The sequence below is a fragment of the Desulfurispirillum indicum S5 genome (assembly GCF_000177635.2).
Classification (GTDB): Bacteria; Chrysiogenota; Chrysiogenetes; order Chrysiogenales; family Chrysiogenaceae; genus Desulfurispirillum; species Desulfurispirillum indicum.
Window position 1 is genome coordinate 485408 of record NC_014836.1, and the last position, 16864, is coordinate 502271.

Here is a 16864-nt window from a genome sequence, read left to right on the forward strand (position 1 = left end):
TGTATTGAAATAAGCCGTTTACGGGTAATCTTTTACAGTAAGTGTCCCAGCTTGTCTTTCTTGGTGTTGAGGTAGCGGGTATTGTGTTCGCACTCTGCTGTATGCAGGGGAACGCGCTCGTCTATCTCAAGCCCGTATCCGGAAAGGCCCACCAGTTTACGGGGGTTGTTGGTCAGCAAGCGGATCTTTTTGATGCCGAGGTCGGCGATGATCTGGGCGCCGGTGCCATAGTCGCGCAGGTCAGCGGCAAATCCCAGGGCTTCGTTGGCCTCCACCGTATCCATGCCCTCGTCCTGCAGATGGTAGGCGCGGATCTTATTGAGAATGCCGATGCCGCGTCCTTCCTGGAAGAGGTAGAGCACAACGCCGGATCCCGCCTCTTCAATGGCCTTCATGGCTGTCTGAATCTGGGAACCGCAGTCGCAGCGCAGGGAGCCAAACACATCTCCTGTCAGGCACTGGGAGTGTACCCGCACCAGGGTCGGGGTTTCCGGAGTGATATCCCCCTTCACCAGGGCGATGTGCTCACTGCCATCCAGTCGGGAGCGGTAGCCGATCAGTTTGAAGTCGCCACCGTAGCGGGTGGGCAGATTGGCTTCGGCGATGCGCTCTATGGAAAGCTCTTTTCTGACATGAACGCGGTAGGAGATCAGATCTTTGATGGTCACCAGTTTCATATGGTGTTCGTCGGCAAAGGCGCGCAGTTCGCTGTAACGCGCCATGGTGCCGTCGTCGTTCATGATCTCGCAGATGACCCCGGCAGGCGAGAGGCCGGCCAGGCGGGCCAGATCCACGCTGCCCTCGGTCTGGCCGGTGCGCTGCAGGACGCCGCCATCTTTGGCGATCAGGGGGAATACATGGCCGGGGCGCACCAGGTCGTGGGCTTTGCTGTCGGGGGCCACGGCGGTCAGAATCGTATGGGCCCGGTCCTGGGCGCTGATGCCGGTACTGACGCCGTGACGGGCTTCGATGGAGACGGTGAAGGCCGTCTCGAAGGCGCAGGTGTTGTCGCGCACCATGGGCCCGAGATCCAGGGTCTCCGCCTTTTCGCGACTCAGGGAGAGGCAGATCAGGCCGCGGCCGAATTTCGCCATGAAGTTGATGATTTCCGGCGTGACCTTCTCGGCCGCACAGACCAGGTCACCCTCGTTTTCGCGATCTTCGTCATCCACCAGGATGACCATCTTGCCATTGCGGATATCCTCAATGGCCTCTTCTATGGAATCAAAGCGTTGTTTTTCGTCACTGCTCATGCTGTCGTTGTCTCCTGTGTTAGCAGCCCGGCGCAGCTTTGGAAGCTGTCTCCAGGTCACGGATTTTCTGCAGGCGTCCGCTGTGGCGCCCTCCCTCAAACTCGCTGTCAAGCCATACTTGCACGATATCGGCAGCCAGATCCGGGCCGATGATGCGTCCACCCAGGCACAGCACATTGGAGTCGTTGTGCAGGCGGCTGAAGCGGGCGGTGTACAGGTCGTTGCACAGGGTGGCGCGGATGCCCGCGAACTTGTTAGCGGCAATGCTCATGCCAATACCAGAGCCGCACACCAGGATGCCCCGCTGGGCCTGCCCGCTTCTGATAGCCTGACAGACCGGGCTGGCGTAGTCCGGGTAGTCCACCCGCTCAGTATTCATGCAACCAAAATCAAGAATATCCAGTCCATTTTTACGGACCACGGAAAGAATCAGCTCCTTGAGCATAAAACCGCCGTGATCACATCCGAAAGCTATCTGCACATATCCTCCAGGGAAAATAGGGTATTTTTTGTTTATGCCTGTACCAGCAGCATGCGGGTAAGCATCATGCCTCCCACCACAGCGGCAATGGACAATGTCACGTTCAGCAGAATATTGATCAGTGCCAGCCCCATGGTGCCACTGTCGCTGAGGAGTACCGAATCCAGGGCGAAGGTGCTGAAGGTGGTGTAGGAGCCCAGAAAGCCGATGGCAAAAAAGAGCCGGAACTCATCGGGCAGCATGCCCTTCTGGGTTGTGAGTACGTAGACCACGCCCAGCAGAAAGCTTCCCGCGACATTGACCAGCAGGGTGCCGAAGGGAAAGTTTCCGCCCAGGAGCTTCAGGGCCAGGGCGCCACTGAAAAAACGGGCCAGGGCGCCGAGCGCACCGCCGACGGCGATAAACAGAACCTGTGTCATGGGCGATACCCGGCCACTGGAAACATGTTGTCACTCCCGAAATGGTAAACCGAGATATTACCACGCCTGGAGGGGCGCACCAAGGGAAAACTCCCAAAGCGTTATGGCAGTGGGGAGTCATTCCGGCAGACTGCTGAGAGCCCCATCAGGAAGTGCTGTTCCTCAATGTAGGCGTTGGGTTGTCTGGTGTTCCAGTCGCGCAGGTGTTCCAGCGGGACTTCCGTGTGAACAGTGCCGGACTGGTAGGCCCTCAGGGCTGTGGCGAAAGCTTCTTTTTCCTGCTTGCTGGGCTGAAAGTACCCGGCCATATGCTGGATGGCATTGATAACCCGGCCCCGCGTCACCGGAGCCTGCAGGGCTCCGCGCAGCCCGTATTCATAGGCATTGATGTGGCTGGCGTCCGGATGCCTGCCCGCTGCGGCGACGACGGCTCCCAGCTCCTTCTGCCTTTTGGGGTCGTAGGCCATGAGGAGGTACTTGTGGCGGCGGTGAAAGTGTTCCAGCCATCCAGGGAGCTCCTCCTGATGGCTGTGGCGCCAGCGCCCCAGGCAGAACAGGCGTGCCAGGAAGTGGTGGCGCGTTTCGGGGTCTTCCAGCCCGACTTCATCGCCCAGGGGCAGCCAGGGGAAGTATTGCCGCAGATGGCTGGCAAAAAGGCCGGAGTCGCGGACAGTGGTCGTGTCAGGCAGGTGGTGGGGTGTGCTGTCCACTCCGCAGGAGGGAGATTTGGCCTTCAGGAAAGCACCATCGATATCAAGGCCGGGAATACTGGTTGTGGCGAACTCAGACAGCTGAGCGGTCAGATCGCGCTGGTCCGTGGCCTGGATCAGCTGTATCGCGCCATGGGCACAGCGGTGGATATTCATGGGTGGACGGGGTGTCTGGAGGCCGGCGTCCACTTCGGGGCAGATGGTGAGAATTTCGCAATGGGGTCTCAGGGCATCCACCAGTTCGCACTGGAGCTGGCGGCCGTCATAGCGGCAGGGGGCAAAGCCCAGGCAGCGGCTGACCAGCAGGCGGGGACCCATGGACTGGCTCACGTCAGCGCAGCTCTTCCAGGAAAGTAGCCAGCAGCCCCGTGGTGTTTTCATCCCCCAGAACGATGCTGCGGCACTCGCTGGAAGCCTCCGGATGCAGATTTTCTCCATGGGCCCAGCAGTTGCGGTAGTTGATGGCCAGGTCGTTCACCTGCTGGGGGAAGCTGCTGTTGATGAGCTGCAGGCCATTTTTCAGGCGGGTACTGGTGAACTGGCGCAGTGCCTCCATGGAGCCGCTGAGCTCATGGGGATTGTCATCCTTGAGAGCTTCCAGCACGTTGGCCATCTGGCCAAGGGAGAGATTGATCTTGTCGCCGATATAGTTAGCCATGATCTTGAAGGTCTCTTTTTTGGGCTCAAAGCATTCCTGCAGGAACTGCTGTTTGAAGGGGTAAAAGAGGTGGCGCTTGAGTTCGCGCTCCAGTACAAAGCAGTACTGGATGCCGGTCAGCCCACTGGAGAAACGTGCCTGTTCGTAACGCTGCTCCAGGTAGAGGGCCTGGATAAGCAGCTGCTTACTGTCGTCGCCCATCAGGTTCCAGCAGGGGTCTCCCACGGCTTTGTGGGCCTGGGCCTGTACATCGTCCAGCAGTTCGCTGTGGGTCTTGAAGTGGGGCATGATGGCCCCGATCAGGTCTTCCGTCAGCTGCCCCATGTCGTCGTTCTCACCGGGCTGCAGGGCAATGCGTCGCAGGGCTTTCTGGAACTCCTTCTGGGACTTTTTCACGATGCGCGCCACGCCAGCCATCTCTTCCGAGCCGGGCTGCACCCGCTCCAGGAAGAATTCAGAACGCTTTCCCAGTTGGGTGAAGAGTTTTCCCGCCATGTTCAGGCGCTTCTCGTAGCTGCGGATCTGCTCCATGGCGCGTTGCAGGGCCTCATGGCCGCGCTGGCAGCCGGCCAGGTAACCACTGAGCTGGTGCCCGGTCTGGTCTGTGGGTTCTGTTTCCAGTATCTGGGCAGTGATCTCTTCGGCCTCGGCGAAGCGGGCGCTTTCAATGCAGATGAGGGCCATCTTGTGGGAGAGTTCGCGGCTGCTTTCTCCGAAGGCGATGGCCTGTCGGAAGTGCTCCATGGCCTGCTCATCGTTTTCAAGCATCATGAAGCAGTCGCCCATGGCCTTGAATATCTGGCCGCGGATGCGGTCGTGATCAACCTGCACCTGCTCTGCCGCAGTGCCGTGTTCCCGCAGGAGGTCGAGGGAAAGCTGATATTGTTCGATGGCGGCCTGATACTCGTCCAGGTTCAGGTAGGAGTCACCCAGCAGCATGTGCAGGATGGGTGAACGGGGGATGTGCCCTACGGCGGTTTCCATGTGGAGGCGGCACTCTTCAAAGCGCCCCTGGGCCAGCAGGAGCATGCCCACGCTCATCCAGGGCCTGATCCACTGGGGATCGGCCTGAATCTCCAGCAGGAAGTACTCCAGGGCTTCGTCGTACTGACGACGGGCGTAGGCGTTTTCACCAAGGGCGTAGTAAGGCAGAGGCTGCATGGTACCATCCGGAATTGTACTGAGTCTGGCCTAGTCGGCTGCTGAAAAACCCTCATCTGCGGCGTTGCTCGCCGTCGCTCGTCACTGCAACGTACGGGGAGTACGCTTCATTCCTCGCTTCGCGAGCGCCTTGCACCTGAGCATTTTTCAATTGCCTGCGCGTTTGAGGTATTTCAGCAAGCTGCTAGATTGAAGCACTCCCCTGCAGAAGTCAATACGGCAGATGGTATGACCGGCCACCGGAAGGCGGTATTTTTGTTGCGCCATTGCCGTAGGAAAGTTAGATGCGGCTTTACTGTAAAATGTATTTCATTTGCCACATTTTACCCCATCTGGTATATAGGTTCCCTTGAAAACCACACCCGAAATGAAGGTATGTATGCTGAAGTATCTGGCCAAAAAGATAGTTGGAACAAAGAACGAACGGGAACTGAAGAAAATCCGGCCCCTGGTGGATAAAGTCAACGCCCTTGAAGCTTCCACGCAGGCACTCAGTGACGATGAACTCAAGGCCAAGACCATTGAATTCCGCGAGCGCTACGCTGCCGGCGAAAGTCTGGATGACCTTATGCCGGAAGCCTTCGCTGTGGTGCGCGAAGCGTCAGTGCGAACCACCGGAATGCGTCACTTTGATGTGCAGCTTATCGGTGGTGCCGTGTTGCACGCCGGCAATATCGCGGAAATGAAGACCGGTGAAGGCAAGACCCTGGTAGCCACACTGCCAGTGTACCTGAACGCCCTGAGTGGCAAGGGTGTCCACGTTATCACCGTCAACGATTACCTGGCAAAGCGCGACTCCGAGTGGATGGGGAAAATTTATCGCTTTCTCGGCCTGGAGGTTGGGGTGATCGTCCACGGCCTGACCGATGAGGAGCGCAAAGCCGCCTATGGTGCCGATATCACCTATGGAACCAATAACGAGCTGGGTTTTGACTACCTGCGCGATAATATGAAATTCCGTATCGAAGACTACGTCCAGCGCGAACACAACTTCGCCATTGTGGACGAAGTGGACTCCATCCTGATTGACGAAGCCCGCACACCGCTCATAATCAGTGGCCCCGCCGAAGTCTCCACCGACGACTACTACCGCGCCGACAAGGTGGTGCGTCAGCTTCAGGAGGGTGAGCACTTCAACATTGACGAAAAGAGCCGCAATACCGTGCTGACAGAGCCTGGCGTCAAGCAGGCTGAAGCCCTGCTGGGCATTGAAAACCTCTACGACGTCAGCAATATGAAGCTTTTGCACCACGTCAACCAGTCCCTGAAAGCCCACCACAATTACCAGCGCGATATCCACTATATGGTGGACGAGGATGGCAAGGTTGTCATCGTCGATGAATTCACGGGTCGTGTGCTGGAGGGACGCCGTTACAGCGACGGCCTGCACCAGGCCATTGAGGCCAAGGAGCAGGTGCCCATTGAACGGGAAAACCAGACCCTGGCCACCATCACCTATCAGAACTACTTCCGTCTCTACAGCAAGCTGGCGGGCATGACCGGCACGGCGGATACCGAGGCGGCGGAATTCAAGAAGATCTATGACCTGGAAGTGGCCGTTATTCCCACGAACGTCCCCATGCAGCGTATCGACAACACCGACAAGGTCTACCGCACCAAGGACGAGAAGTTTGCCGCCGTCATTGAAGAGATTCGCGAAGCGCACCAGAAGGGGCAGCCTTGCCTGGTGGGAACCATCTCCGTTGAGAGCAGTGAATACCTGTCGAATCTGCTGAAGAAAGCCAAGATCAAGCACAATGTGCTGAACGCCAAGAACCACGCCCATGAAGCCACCATCATTGCCGATGCAGGCAAGCAAGGCGCCGTGACCATTGCCACCAACATGGCTGGCCGTGGAACCGACATCAAGCTGGGCGAAGGCGTGCTGGAGCTTGGCGGCCTGCATATAGTGGGCACCGAACGCCATGAATCCCGCCGCATCGACAACCAGCTGCGCGGACGCTCCGGGCGTCAGGGCGACCCGGGAAGCTCACAGTTCTTCCTCTCCCTGGAGGACGATCTCATGCGGATTTTTGGCGGCGACCGCATCAAGAACCTCATGGATCGTTTCGGCATGCAGGAAGGCGAGCCCATCGAGCATACGCTGGTCAACCGGGCCATCGAGAATGCCCAGAAAAAAGTGGAAAACTACCACTTTGAAGTACGTAAACACCTGCTGGAGTATGACGATGTCATGAACCAGCAGCGCCAGATCATCTATACCTATCGCCGCGAAATCCTTGGCGGCGAAGGCGTTGACGGCATGGTCGAGGAGCGCATCGACCAGATTCTCCACGATATCTTCCAGCTCTCCATACCGGCAGTGGGCTATACCCAGGACGTGAAACAGGAAGAGCTGAGCGAATCCTTCCGTTATTACTTCTCCTTCGCCCCGGATTTCGGCCGCTTTGACGACACCGCCAAGGTGACGGAAGTCAGGGAAGGTCTGCGCGCGCAGGTCTTTGAAGTGCTGCACCGCAAGGAGGAGGAAATCGGCAAGGAGCGCTTCTTTGCCCTCAAGCGCTATTTCCTGCTCAATATCATCGATACCGCGTGGAAGGATAACCTGCTGAGCATGGACCGCCTCAAGGAGGGCATCGGCCTGCGCAGCTACGGCCAGAAAAATCCCCTCACCGAATACAAGCGCGAAGCCTTTGAGCTCTTCGAAAATATGATGAGCCGCATCAAGGAAGAGACTGTCGTTATCCTCTTCAAGGTGGAGATAGCCAAGGAGGAAGAGCCCCCGTCCCTGCAGGATGCTGCTTCAGTTCCTGAGGCCCGTAACCGCGCAGAGCGGCGGCGCCAGCAGAAGAAGGCCCAGAAGAGCACACCAGCTGCCAACGCGCTGTGTCCCTGTGGCAGTGGGGTGAAGTACAAACTCTGCTGTGGTGCCAACTGACAATAAAGGCACTGCCCGCAGGCAGACTGAAAGCATCAAGGCCTCCGCGTTTGCGGGGGCTTTTTTTTGCTGCGCGACGGATGTCGCTGTTGTTATTTTTATTGGAACTCGTAAATACAATTTACATTCTATGCATTACCGTCTATTATCGTTCTGTGTAACCCGAAAACTCTTCCGGAGGTATTCCCATGGTACGAAGAATTCTGGCCTTGTTGTGTGTTATCGGACTCGCCTTTGGCATCGCCCTGGCAAAAGTAAACATCAACACCGCATCACAGGCGGAGCTGGCCGCGCTCAATGGCGTGGGAGATCAGCGGGCCGCGGCGATTATCGAGTATCGCGAACAGAATGGCCCTTTTCAGAAGCCTGAGGATATCACTCGCGTCAAGGGAATTGGAAAGTCAACCTTTGAGAGGAATAAGGACAGTATTACCGTAGAGTGATTGTCGTCTTTTTTCTGTTGCTGCCCGCAGCCCCGCGCTGTGGGCTTTTTTATTGGCAGGTTGCTGAAACCCCTCGTCTGCGGTTTGATCAACAGGTTGCTGAAATAACTCAAACTGCGCAGGCAATTGAAAATGCTCAGGCGCAAGGCGCTCGCGGAGCGAAAATGAAGCGTACTCCCCGTGCGTTGCTGGCGCGTGAGCGTCCTGCGAGCAACGCCACAGATGAGGGTTTTCAGCGGCCTGCTAATAGCGCAGGACTGTCTCCAGGAAACGCTGCAGTGAGAGTGTTCGGGGAGCATTGAAGAAGGTGCTGGTGTCGGCCCATTCCACCAGCTGACCGTTTTCCACAAAAGCGCACAGGTCGCCGACCCGCCGGGCGAATCCCATATGATGAGAGGCGATGATGATCTTCTGTCCGGCCTCACGGAGCTGCGCAATCATGTCAAGGACTTCGGTGGTCATCATGGGGTCAAGGGCTGAAGTGGGTTCGTCCAGCAGGAAAAAGCGCGGCTTTATGGCGATGGCACGGGCGAGGGCGATGCGCTGCTTCTGTCCGCCCGAAAGCTGGGCGGGTTTTTTGGTGGCATGCTCCTGGAGGTTGAAGCGCTCCAGTAAATGCCAGGCGCGTTCATCAGCAGCCTGACGATGGTAACCGTGCACTTCGCGCAGGGGCAGCGCGATGTTCTCCAGGGCGCTGAGGTGCGCAAAGAGGTTGAACTCCTGGAAGACCATTCCCACACAGCGACGGTGGGCCAGCAGTTCCCTCTCGCGACGGGCGACCCTCTGGCCGTCGATACGGACTTCACCACCGCTGGGGATCAGCAGTCCGGCCAGAATGCGCAGCAGAGTGGTCTTGCCACTACCCGATGGTCCCACCAGAACCAGGCAGCCGAAGTCAGGCGAAACAAAGTCAATGGGGCCCAGTACACGCTGGTCGGAAAAATTCATGACCAGACTGCTCAGTTCAAGTCGCATAGTTGAACTTCCTCTCCATGTGGCGGCTGTACAGAGAAACTGGCAGGGTGAGTATCAGGTATCCCAGGGCCAGGGGCAGATAACTCTCCAGGGTACTGAAGGTGAAGGCGTTCACTTCCTGGGCGTTCAGGGTGAACTCGCTGATGGCAATAATGGACAGCAGCGAAGAGTCCTTGATCAGTGAGGCGAATTGCCCGGCCAAAGGCGGCAGGATGCGTCGCAGCACCTGGGGAATGATGACATGGCGATAGATCTGCCAGGGGGTGAAGCCCAAAGAGCGTGCCGAGTCAATCTGGGACTGGCTGATGCTCTCGACGCCGGCCCGGATGATTTCAGAGATATAGGCACCGCTGAAGAGAGCAAGGATGAGCACCCCTGCCACATAGCGGTTCTGCAGGCCAAAGGCATCGGCTACCACGTAAAAGAAGATGAGTATCTGTACCAGCAGCGGTGTGCCGCGAATCACTTCCACGATGGTGCGTCCAAGCTGGCACACGAGGATCACCGGGCTGCGCTGAGCCGCGGCCAGCAGCAGGCCGACGATAAGGCTCATCAGCAGGCTGATGGCGCTGATCATCACGGTCATCAGCCACCCCTGCCAGAGTTTGTGCCGATACTGGTAGAGTACCTGCCAGTGCCACTCATACTGCAGGGCGCTGAAAGCGTACACAAAAAGGGCGCTGAGGCCGAAGCACAGTACCACGGCGTTGAGTGTCGCCGCTGGCAGGGAGGGAGCCGCTGCGCCGCGCAGGAAAAAGCGTTGCCAGGGCATCAGTAGTAGAATCCGTATCCCAGCTCTTTAAAGGCGCGCTTTTGCTCGCCGAGGTACTTGTCTCCCAGCCTTTCAAAAAAACCCTCACCGCGCAGCCGGTCCAGGGCGTCGTTGATCTGAAGGCGCAGGTCTTCACTCCCCTTGGGCAGGCCCACAGCCCAGTACTCACGCTGAAAGGGTTCCAGAATCGCGCGGGTTGTCTCCCGATTACGCTGCCAGTGCGAGTAGACAGACATCTGATCGTAAATGAAAGCGTCAATCTTCCCCTGTACCAGTTCAAGAACCGCAGCGGCCTCCTTGTCCAGTACCAGTATGCGCGCCTGACTCAGATGGCGAGACGCGTAGGCATGTCCGGTGGTGCCGCGTTTGACAGCAATAACCACTCCCGGCCGGTTCAGTTCGTCAATGCTGGTGACTTCACTGGCCCGATTGAGGAGCAGACACAGCCCGGTGCTCAGATAGGGTTCGGAGAAATCAACGACCCGTGCGCGCTCTTGCGTGGCAGTCATGGAGGAGAGGATCATATGGATTTTTCCCGTGCGCAGGGCCGGGATCAAGCCGTCAAAGGGAATATTTTCGATGATGACTTCGCGTCCGAGGATCTCCCCGATCGCCCTGGCCATCTCCACGCTGATTCCCGAAGGCTCTCCTCTGGCATCTGTCATCTCGAAGGGCGGGTAGGATAGCTCCATGCCGACGATCAGCGCTGAAGAGGTGGCCGCAGCCGTACTGGTGAATATGAGCAAGGCAATCAGAGCATGTGTCAGCAGGGCAATTCGTGGCATGGGCACCTCCGGAAGTATGGCTGATCGGTGAGAGATTCCACTCGCGGGGACTGCCTGTGCTGGAGTTTTCAGCAGCCTCTCAGGAGATTTGTACCTTTGGTGCAGGGGGAAGGCAAGGGGAGTTTGGCCGTAAAAAGGAGCTTGTTCACGGAGCAGCCATGGTCTATCCTTACCCTTCTGCGCCTGATCAGGCCGTAATGCCAAAATCGAGGTACGAATTGTTTACGATCTTCAGCGCCCTTTTCCCGGTCTTCGCCCTCATTGCCCTCGGGTATTTTCTGCGCGTTCGCCGTTTTCCCGGTGATGCCTTCTGGCCCCTGGCCGAGCGCATCACCTACTTTATCTTTTTCCCCGCGCTGGTGTTCTCAAACCTCTACCGCGCGCCTCTGGCCGAGCTCTCCCTGTGGAGCATGGTATTGACCCTGGCTGGCGCCACCGTGCTGGTGGGCCTGCTGACCGTCATCCTGCGCCGACCTCTGGGCATGGGCGGGCCGGCCTTCACCTCAGTGTTCCAGGGGGCCGTGCGCTTCAATACCTTTGTGGGCATTGCCGCCGCCGCTGCTCTGCTGGGGGAGAGCGGCCTGACCTTTGCCGCCATTGCCATGGCGACCCTGATTCCCCTGGTCAATGTGCTGTGCGTCTTTGTACTGCTGCGCCACAGCAGCGATGAGCACAGCGGCATGCAGAAAGTACTGGTGGCCCTGGCCAAAAACCCCCTTATCCTGGCCTGCGTTGTTGGCATTCTCTTCAACGCCCTTGCCATCCCCCTGCCCAGCTTCGGACTGGCCACCATTGACGCCCTGGGGCGCGCTTCCCTGCCCATTGGCCTGCTGGCCGTCGGTGCCGGACTGCAGTTTCGCGCCATCACCTCATCCAAGAAGGATCTGGCCATTGCCAGCGTCCTGAAACTCATGGTGCTGCCGCTGGTGACGGCAGCGCTTGGCATGTGGCTGGGTCTCAGCGGTGACGCCCTCTTCATCGCCGTACTCTTCACCGCCCTGCCCACGGCCCCCTCCGCCTATATCCTGGCCCGCCAGCTGGGGGGCGACACCACCCTCATGGCCAGCATTATCACCATTCAGACCGCCCTGGCGGCTGTTACCCTGCCCATTGTGCTCAGCTTTCTGTTGAATGGCTGACAGGCTGCTGAAAAATCCCCGTCTGTGGTGTTGCCCGCGGCCGCTCGTCGTTGCAACATGCGGGGAGTGCGCCTCACGCCACGCTCTGCGGACGCCTTGCACTTGGGGATTTTTCCATTGCCTGCCCGTTCCGTGATATTTCAGCGAGTTGCTGAGCCATCCGGTGGTGTTCGCGGCTTGCCTCATGGCGCGTGAATGGCGTAAGATACCAACCCCATATACAGAGAATATTTTCGGGAGCATACACATGAAATACGAAACGGTTATCGGACTGGAAATTCACGCCCAGGTTCTCTCTGAATCCAAAATCTTCTGCGGCTGCAGCACCAAAGTCGGACAGCAGCCCAATTCCCATACCTGCCCGGTGTGCCTGGCCATGCCCGGTTCCCTGCCCGTGCTCAACCGCAAGGTGGTGGACTACACCATCAAGACAGGCCTGGCCATCAACTCCACCATCAACAAATTCTCCCAGTTCGCCCGCAAGAACTACTTCTATCCCGACCTGCCCAAGGGCTACCAGATCTCCCAGTACGAAGAACCCATCGTGGGAGAGGGCTACATCATGATCGACCTGCCCGAGGGCCAGACCAAGCGCATCGGCATCGAGCGCATTCACATGGAAGAGGACGCCGGCAAGTCCATCCACGGCTCCAGCATCGGCAAACCCGGCAGCTCCTACATTGATCTCAACCGCGCCGGTACGCCCCTGATGGAGATCGTCTCCAGGCCTGACATGCGCGGCCCCGAGGAAGCCAAAGCCTACCTGGAAAAGATCAAGAGCATCCTGGAGTACCTGGAAGTGTGCGACTGCAACATGGAAGAGGGCTCCCTGCGCTGCGACGTCAACATCTCCCTGCGCCCCGTGGGCCAGGAGAAACTGGGCACCAAAGCCGAAATCAAGAATATGAACTCCTTCCGCAACGTGGGACGGGCCATCGAATACGAAATGAAACGCCAGGCCCAGATTCTGGATGAAGGCGGCAGCGTCGTCCAGGAAACCCGCCTCTACGACCCCGAAAAAAATATCACCGTCTCCATGCGCAGCAAGGAAGAAGCCCACGACTACCGCTACTTCCCCGAACCCGACCTGGTGCCCGTCAACCTCACCGATGAGTGGATCGACGCCCTGCGCGGCACCCTGCCCGAACTGCCCGACGCCAAAAAGGAACGCTTTGTGCAGCAGTACGGCATCCCCGTCTATGACGCCGGCGTCCTGACCTCCGACAAGTACGTGGCCGACTACTACGAAGCCGCCGTCAAAACCCATAACAACGGCAAAATCATCTCCAACTGGGTGATGGGCGACGTGCTGCGCGTCCTGAAAGAGCGCAAACAGGACATTCGCGAATTTGACATCCCCGCCCAGTACATCGGCAAGATGGTCAAGATGATCGACGATAAGCTCATCAGCGGCAAAATTGCCAAAACCGTCTTTGAGCACATGTGCGAAGAGCCCAAAGACCCCGAAATCATCGTGAAGGAAAAAGGCCTGGTGCAGGTGGTGGACGAAGGCGCCATCCGCGAACTTCTGCAGAAAGTCCTGGACGAAAACCCCGGCCCCGTGGAGCAGTACCGAAATGGCGAACAGAAAGTCATGGGTTTCCTGGTGGGCCAGAGCATGAAAGCCAGTAAAGGCAAAGCCAACCCGGAGCTGGTGAACAAACTGCTGCGGGAGCTGCTGGGGTAAAAGGGTATTCACCGCGAATGAACGCAAATGTACGCGAATAGAAACAAGGAATAGCATGCATGTCGAAAGCGACCTGGTCTATCGTGTAACTGGCTGTGCCATGGAAGTGCTGAATACGCTCGGCCATGGCTTGCGTGAAAAAACCTACGAGCGTGCTCTGTGCATGGAACTTCAGCACCAGGGACTTCAGTTCACCCAGCAGAAGACCTATCCCGTGCTCTATCGTGGACAGCAGGTCGATGAATATGTTCCCGATCTGGAAGTGGAGCAGCGCCTGATTGTGGAAGTAAAAACGGCAGAGGCCATTTGCGAGGCGCATGTCGGCCAGGTACTGAATTACCTTCGCATTACGGGCCTGGAAGCTGGGATAATTCTGAATTTCAAGCACCCCCGACTTGAATGGAAAAAAGTGGTATTGCAGAAGCGCTAGGTTCGGAGCTCGACCCATTCGATACGCTTTATTCTTGAATTTGCGTCCATTCGCGTTTATTTGCGGTTTTGATCTCACTCCAGCAGGTACTTCATGAACTCTTCCCTCTTCGACAACACACCCCGCCCTTTGGCGGCGCGGCTGCGGCCCACCGACTTTGCCGACTTCGTCGGCCAGCGTCACCTGCTGGGTGAGCGCTCTTTGCTGCGGCGCATGGTGGAAGAGGACAAGCTGGTCAGTGCCATTTTCACCGGCCCGCCGGGTACGGGCAAGACGACCCTGGCCCATATTATCAGTCAGCGCACCCAGAGCCATTTTGCCACCCTGAACGCGGTCAACGCGGGCACGGCAGATATCCGGGCTATCTGCAAAGACGCCAAAGAGCTGCGCCTGCACCAGGGGCAGCGCACGGTGCTCTTTATCGATGAAATCCACCGCTTCAACAAGATTCAGCAGGACGCCCTGCTGCCGGAGGTGGAGAGCGGCAATATCATCCTCATCGGCGCGTCCACCCAGAATCCCTCCTTCGCCCTGGTTCCTGCCCTGCTCTCCCGGACCGTGCTCTTTGAACTGCACGCGCTGGATGACGAGGATATGGGACGCCTTGTTGAGCGCGGCTGCGCGGAGTTGGGTGTTACCATGGATGACGAAGCCCGCGAAGCCATCATGACCCTGTGCAGCGGCGATGGCCGCCGCTGCCTCAACACCATCGAGGCCGCCGCCCTGCTGTGTCAGGGGAATCACATCACCCGGCAGGATATCCAGGACAGCACGCCACGCAAGATCGTGCGTTACGACAAGAACGAAGACAACCACTACGACTATATCAGCGCCTTTATCAAGTCGGTGCGGGGCAGCGACCCCGACAGCGCCCTCTACTACCTGGCAGTCATGCTGGAAGCGGGGGAAGACCCCCTCTTCATCGCGCGGCGGCTGGCGATCCTGGCTTCGGAGGACATCGGCAACGCCGCTCCGGGTGCCATCAACATGGCCGCCTCCACCATGACCATCGTGGAGCGCATCGGCATGCCCGAAGCGCGCATTACCCTGGCCCAGACCACGGTCTACCTCTGCCTCAGTCCCAAGTCCAACGCCGCCTATCTGGCCATCGACAAGGCCCTGGCCAGTGTGCGCCGTGAGCGGGTGCTGGAGGTGCCCGACCACCTGAAGAACCTCAAGCTGCGCGCAGGCAAGGCCAGCTACCAGTATCCCCATGACTTCGGGGGATTTGTGCGCCAGAACTATATGACGGAAAAACGCACCTTCTATGAACCAACAGAAAACGGCTACGAGGCCAAGATGAAACAATTCTACCAGGCACTGTGGGGGGAAGATGGGCCGAATACTGGCACTTGATATCGGCAGTCGACGCGTTGGCGTCGCCGTCAGCGACAGCCAGCGCAGGATGGCATCCACCCTGAAAACCCTGGAGCGCCAGGACTATCAGCAGATGCTCCACCGCATCGGCAAGTATATTGAAGAGTACGGGGTGGATCTGCTGGTGGTGGGCATTCCCCTGGATTCCCGCGATGGTTCCTTCACCCCCAAAGCCATGGAGATCGGCGCCGAAGCAAGGCAGTTGCAGGAGCGTTTCGCAGTACCGGTCATCGGTGTGGATGAGCGCTTCAGCACCAGCAAGAGCAACGACTTCCTCATCGGCGTGGCTGACCTCTCCCGCAAGAAGCGCAAGAAAGTGGTGGACACCATGGCGGCCCAGAATATTCTGCAGGGCTATCTGGATGATCCGGCCAAGGGGATAGAACTGGCCGATGTGCCGCTGCCTGCCCAGTAACGTGCAGCCTGTTTCCCGTTGATCAGCAGCAAAAACCCCCAGCCACGGGTGGCTGGGGGGGATGGCTCAGGGGTTATGGAGCAATCGAACACAAGAAAGGCCGTTGCCTCCCGCGAAGGCGCTGAGAGCGCAGCGAACGGGCGAGAGATTCTGTCCTTGGCTGTTGCCGCCAACTCTTGCTATTCATGTATCCAGACACTATACTTCCAACTATGAGTAACCAGCATGGACACCACAACCAGCACGACAGCGGCTACAAGCTACTCTTCTCCAATCCGCGCCTGGTGCAGGATCTACTGACCGGATTTGTCAGGCAGGAGTGGGTCGGGCATATGGATTTCGCTACCCTGGAACCCGTCAAGGCATCATTTGTCAGCGACGACATGCGACAGCGCCATGACGACTGTATCTGGAGAGTGCGTTTCAAGGGGCAATGGCTGTATCTGTATTTGCTCCTTGAATTCCAGTCCAGCGACGATTACTTTATGGCTGTGAGGTTCATGACCTACACTGGGCTGCTCTATCAGGACATCATCCGCAGTGAGCAGTTGCGGCGGGGCGATACATTGCCTCCCGTCCTGCCCATCGTCATTTACAACGGCACCAGCCCCTGGAGCGGCCCCCAGGATATACAGGAGCTCATTAACCCCGTGCATCCGGGCCTTGGACGCTTCACACCGCGCTTGTCATACTTCCTGCTGGATGAAGGGCGCGTCAGCGCCGAGGAACTGGCCGGTGAGGACACCAACCTGGTGCGGGAGTTGATTAAACTGGAATTCTGCAGCAACCCCGCAGAAATCCGCCAGTGCATCGGGCAGCTGCACAGCAGGCTCGATCAGCCGGAGCACCAGCAAATCCGCCGGGTCTTTGCCATCTGGCTGAATCGCTTTCTCAGGGCACGTTTCAGGAACACCATTATACCGGAATGCAGCGAACTCACGGAGGTCAACGCCATGTTAGCGGAACGACTTGATGCATGGATAGGGGACATAGAAAAGCAAGCCCTGGAAAAAGGCCTGCGCAAAGGCGAACTTAAAGGCGAACTTAAAGGTGAACTCAGAGGTAAACTGGAAGGTGAACTGCATGGTCGCGCCCAGCTGCTGTATCTGCAGATCGAACTTCGCTTCGGCAGCGTACCCGATGCCGTGCGGGAGCGCATATCCCACGCCACGGCCGAGGAGCTGGATCGCTTTGCAGTCAATATCTTTGACGCCGAGACAGCTTATAGGGTAGTGGAGCTGTAAGCCAGGCTGAAACGAA

The 16864-nt window shown here is 58.0% G+C and carries 16 protein-coding genes; 8 read left to right on the forward strand and 8 right to left on the reverse strand.

Translation table 11 applies throughout. The features are described 5' to 3' along the window. Window positions 1-32: 32 nt before the first annotated feature. The 5 genes from SELIN_RS02325 to SELIN_RS02345 form a co-directional block, all read right to left on the reverse strand. The gene (locus SELIN_RS02325) at window positions 33-1253 is read right to left on the reverse strand and encodes a bifunctional 3,4-dihydroxy-2-butanone-4-phosphate synthase/GTP cyclohydrolase II (RefSeq protein ID WP_013505100.1); all 1221 of its coding nucleotides are present in this window, start codon (window positions 1251-1253) and stop codon (window positions 33-35) included. 19 nt (window positions 1254-1272) lie between these two features. After that, entirely contained in the window at window positions 1273-1734 is a 462-nt protein-coding gene (rpiB, locus tag SELIN_RS02330) for a ribose 5-phosphate isomerase B (protein WP_013505101.1), read from the reverse strand. Window positions 1735-1766: 32 nt separating this feature from the next. After that, on the reverse strand, window positions 1767-2153 hold the full coding sequence (crcB, locus tag SELIN_RS02335; RefSeq protein WP_013505102.1) for a fluoride efflux transporter CrcB: 387 nt from the start codon (window positions 2151-2153) through the stop codon (window positions 1767-1769). A 101-nt stretch (window positions 2154-2254) separates the two neighbouring features. Beyond that, window positions 2255-3193: a YbgA family protein gene (locus tag SELIN_RS13705; protein ID WP_049871075.1), complete on the reverse strand. Its 939-nt coding sequence runs from the start codon at window positions 3191-3193 to the stop codon at window positions 2255-2257. A gap of 1 nt (window position 3194) precedes the next feature. Next, window positions 3195-4682, reverse strand: a complete 1488-nt coding sequence (locus tag SELIN_RS02345) for a tetratricopeptide repeat protein (RefSeq protein ID WP_013505104.1) — start codon at window positions 4680-4682, stop codon at window positions 3195-3197. 379 nt (window positions 4683-5061) lie between these two features. Between SELIN_RS02345 and secA the strand changes: the two genes are divergently transcribed. After that, window positions 5062-7581 carry a preprotein translocase subunit SecA gene (gene secA / locus SELIN_RS02350; RefSeq protein ID WP_013505105.1) on the forward strand — a complete coding sequence of 840 codons (2520 nt, stop codon included), beginning with the start codon at window positions 5062-5064 and terminating at the stop codon, window positions 7579-7581. 188 nt (window positions 7582-7769) lie between these two features. Then, window positions 7770-8024 carry a ComEA family DNA-binding protein gene (locus SELIN_RS02355; RefSeq protein WP_013505106.1) on the forward strand — a complete coding sequence of 85 codons (255 nt, stop codon included), beginning with the start codon at window positions 7770-7772 and terminating at the stop codon, window positions 8022-8024. A gap of 243 nt (window positions 8025-8267) precedes the next feature. On the opposite strand, the gene SELIN_RS02360 is transcribed toward SELIN_RS02355, so the two are convergent. Genes SELIN_RS02360 through SELIN_RS02370 form a run of 3 tightly spaced genes read right to left on the reverse strand, consistent with a single transcriptional unit; the run spans window position 8268 to window position 10556 of the window. Further along, a complete protein-coding gene (locus tag SELIN_RS02360; protein ID WP_013505107.1) occupies window positions 8268-8999 on the reverse strand; it encodes an amino acid ABC transporter ATP-binding protein in 732 nt (243 codons plus the stop codon). Continuing rightward, on the reverse strand, window positions 8989-9771 hold the full coding sequence (locus SELIN_RS02365; protein WP_013505108.1) for an amino acid ABC transporter permease: 783 nt from the start codon (window positions 9769-9771) through the stop codon (window positions 8989-8991). The genes SELIN_RS02360 and SELIN_RS02365 overlap by 11 nt, the downstream gene beginning before the upstream one ends. Continuing rightward, window positions 9771-10556: a transporter substrate-binding domain-containing protein gene (locus tag SELIN_RS02370; protein WP_013505109.1), complete on the reverse strand. Its 786-nt coding sequence runs from the start codon at window positions 10554-10556 to the stop codon at window positions 9771-9773. Before SELIN_RS02370 ends, SELIN_RS02365 begins: the two co-directional genes overlap by 1 nt. A gap of 197 nt (window positions 10557-10753) precedes the next feature. Between SELIN_RS02370 and SELIN_RS02375 the strand changes: the two genes are divergently transcribed. From SELIN_RS02375 to SELIN_RS02400, 6 genes are all read left to right on the forward strand, one after another. After that, window positions 10754-11695, forward strand: coding sequence for an AEC family transporter (locus SELIN_RS02375; RefSeq protein ID WP_198007111.1), 942 nt, complete (start codon window positions 10754-10756; stop codon window positions 11693-11695). A gap of 247 nt (window positions 11696-11942) precedes the next feature. Further along, window positions 11943-13382 carry an Asp-tRNA(Asn)/Glu-tRNA(Gln) amidotransferase subunit GatB gene (gatB, locus tag SELIN_RS02380; protein WP_013505111.1) on the forward strand — a complete coding sequence of 480 codons (1440 nt, stop codon included), beginning with the start codon at window positions 11943-11945 and terminating at the stop codon, window positions 13380-13382. A gap of 55 nt (window positions 13383-13437) precedes the next feature. Continuing rightward, window positions 13438-13812 (forward strand): GxxExxY protein, encoded by a 375-nt coding sequence (locus tag SELIN_RS02385; protein ID WP_013505112.1) that lies wholly within the window; start codon window positions 13438-13440, stop codon window positions 13810-13812. Between the two features lie 93 nt (window positions 13813-13905). Further along, window positions 13906-15168, forward strand: a complete 1263-nt coding sequence (locus SELIN_RS02390) for a replication-associated recombination protein A (RefSeq protein ID WP_013505113.1) — start codon at window positions 13906-13908, stop codon at window positions 15166-15168. Then, entirely contained in the window at window positions 15146-15604 is a 459-nt protein-coding gene (ruvX, locus tag SELIN_RS02395) for a Holliday junction resolvase RuvX (RefSeq protein WP_013505114.1), read from the forward strand. The genes SELIN_RS02390 and ruvX overlap by 23 nt, the downstream gene beginning before the upstream one ends. Before the next feature lie 212 nt (window positions 15605-15816). Further along, a complete protein-coding gene (locus SELIN_RS02400) occupies window positions 15817-16848 on the forward strand; it encodes an Rpn family recombination-promoting nuclease/putative transposase (RefSeq protein ID WP_013505115.1) in 1032 nt (343 codons plus the stop codon). Window positions 16849-16864: the final 16 nt, after the last annotated feature.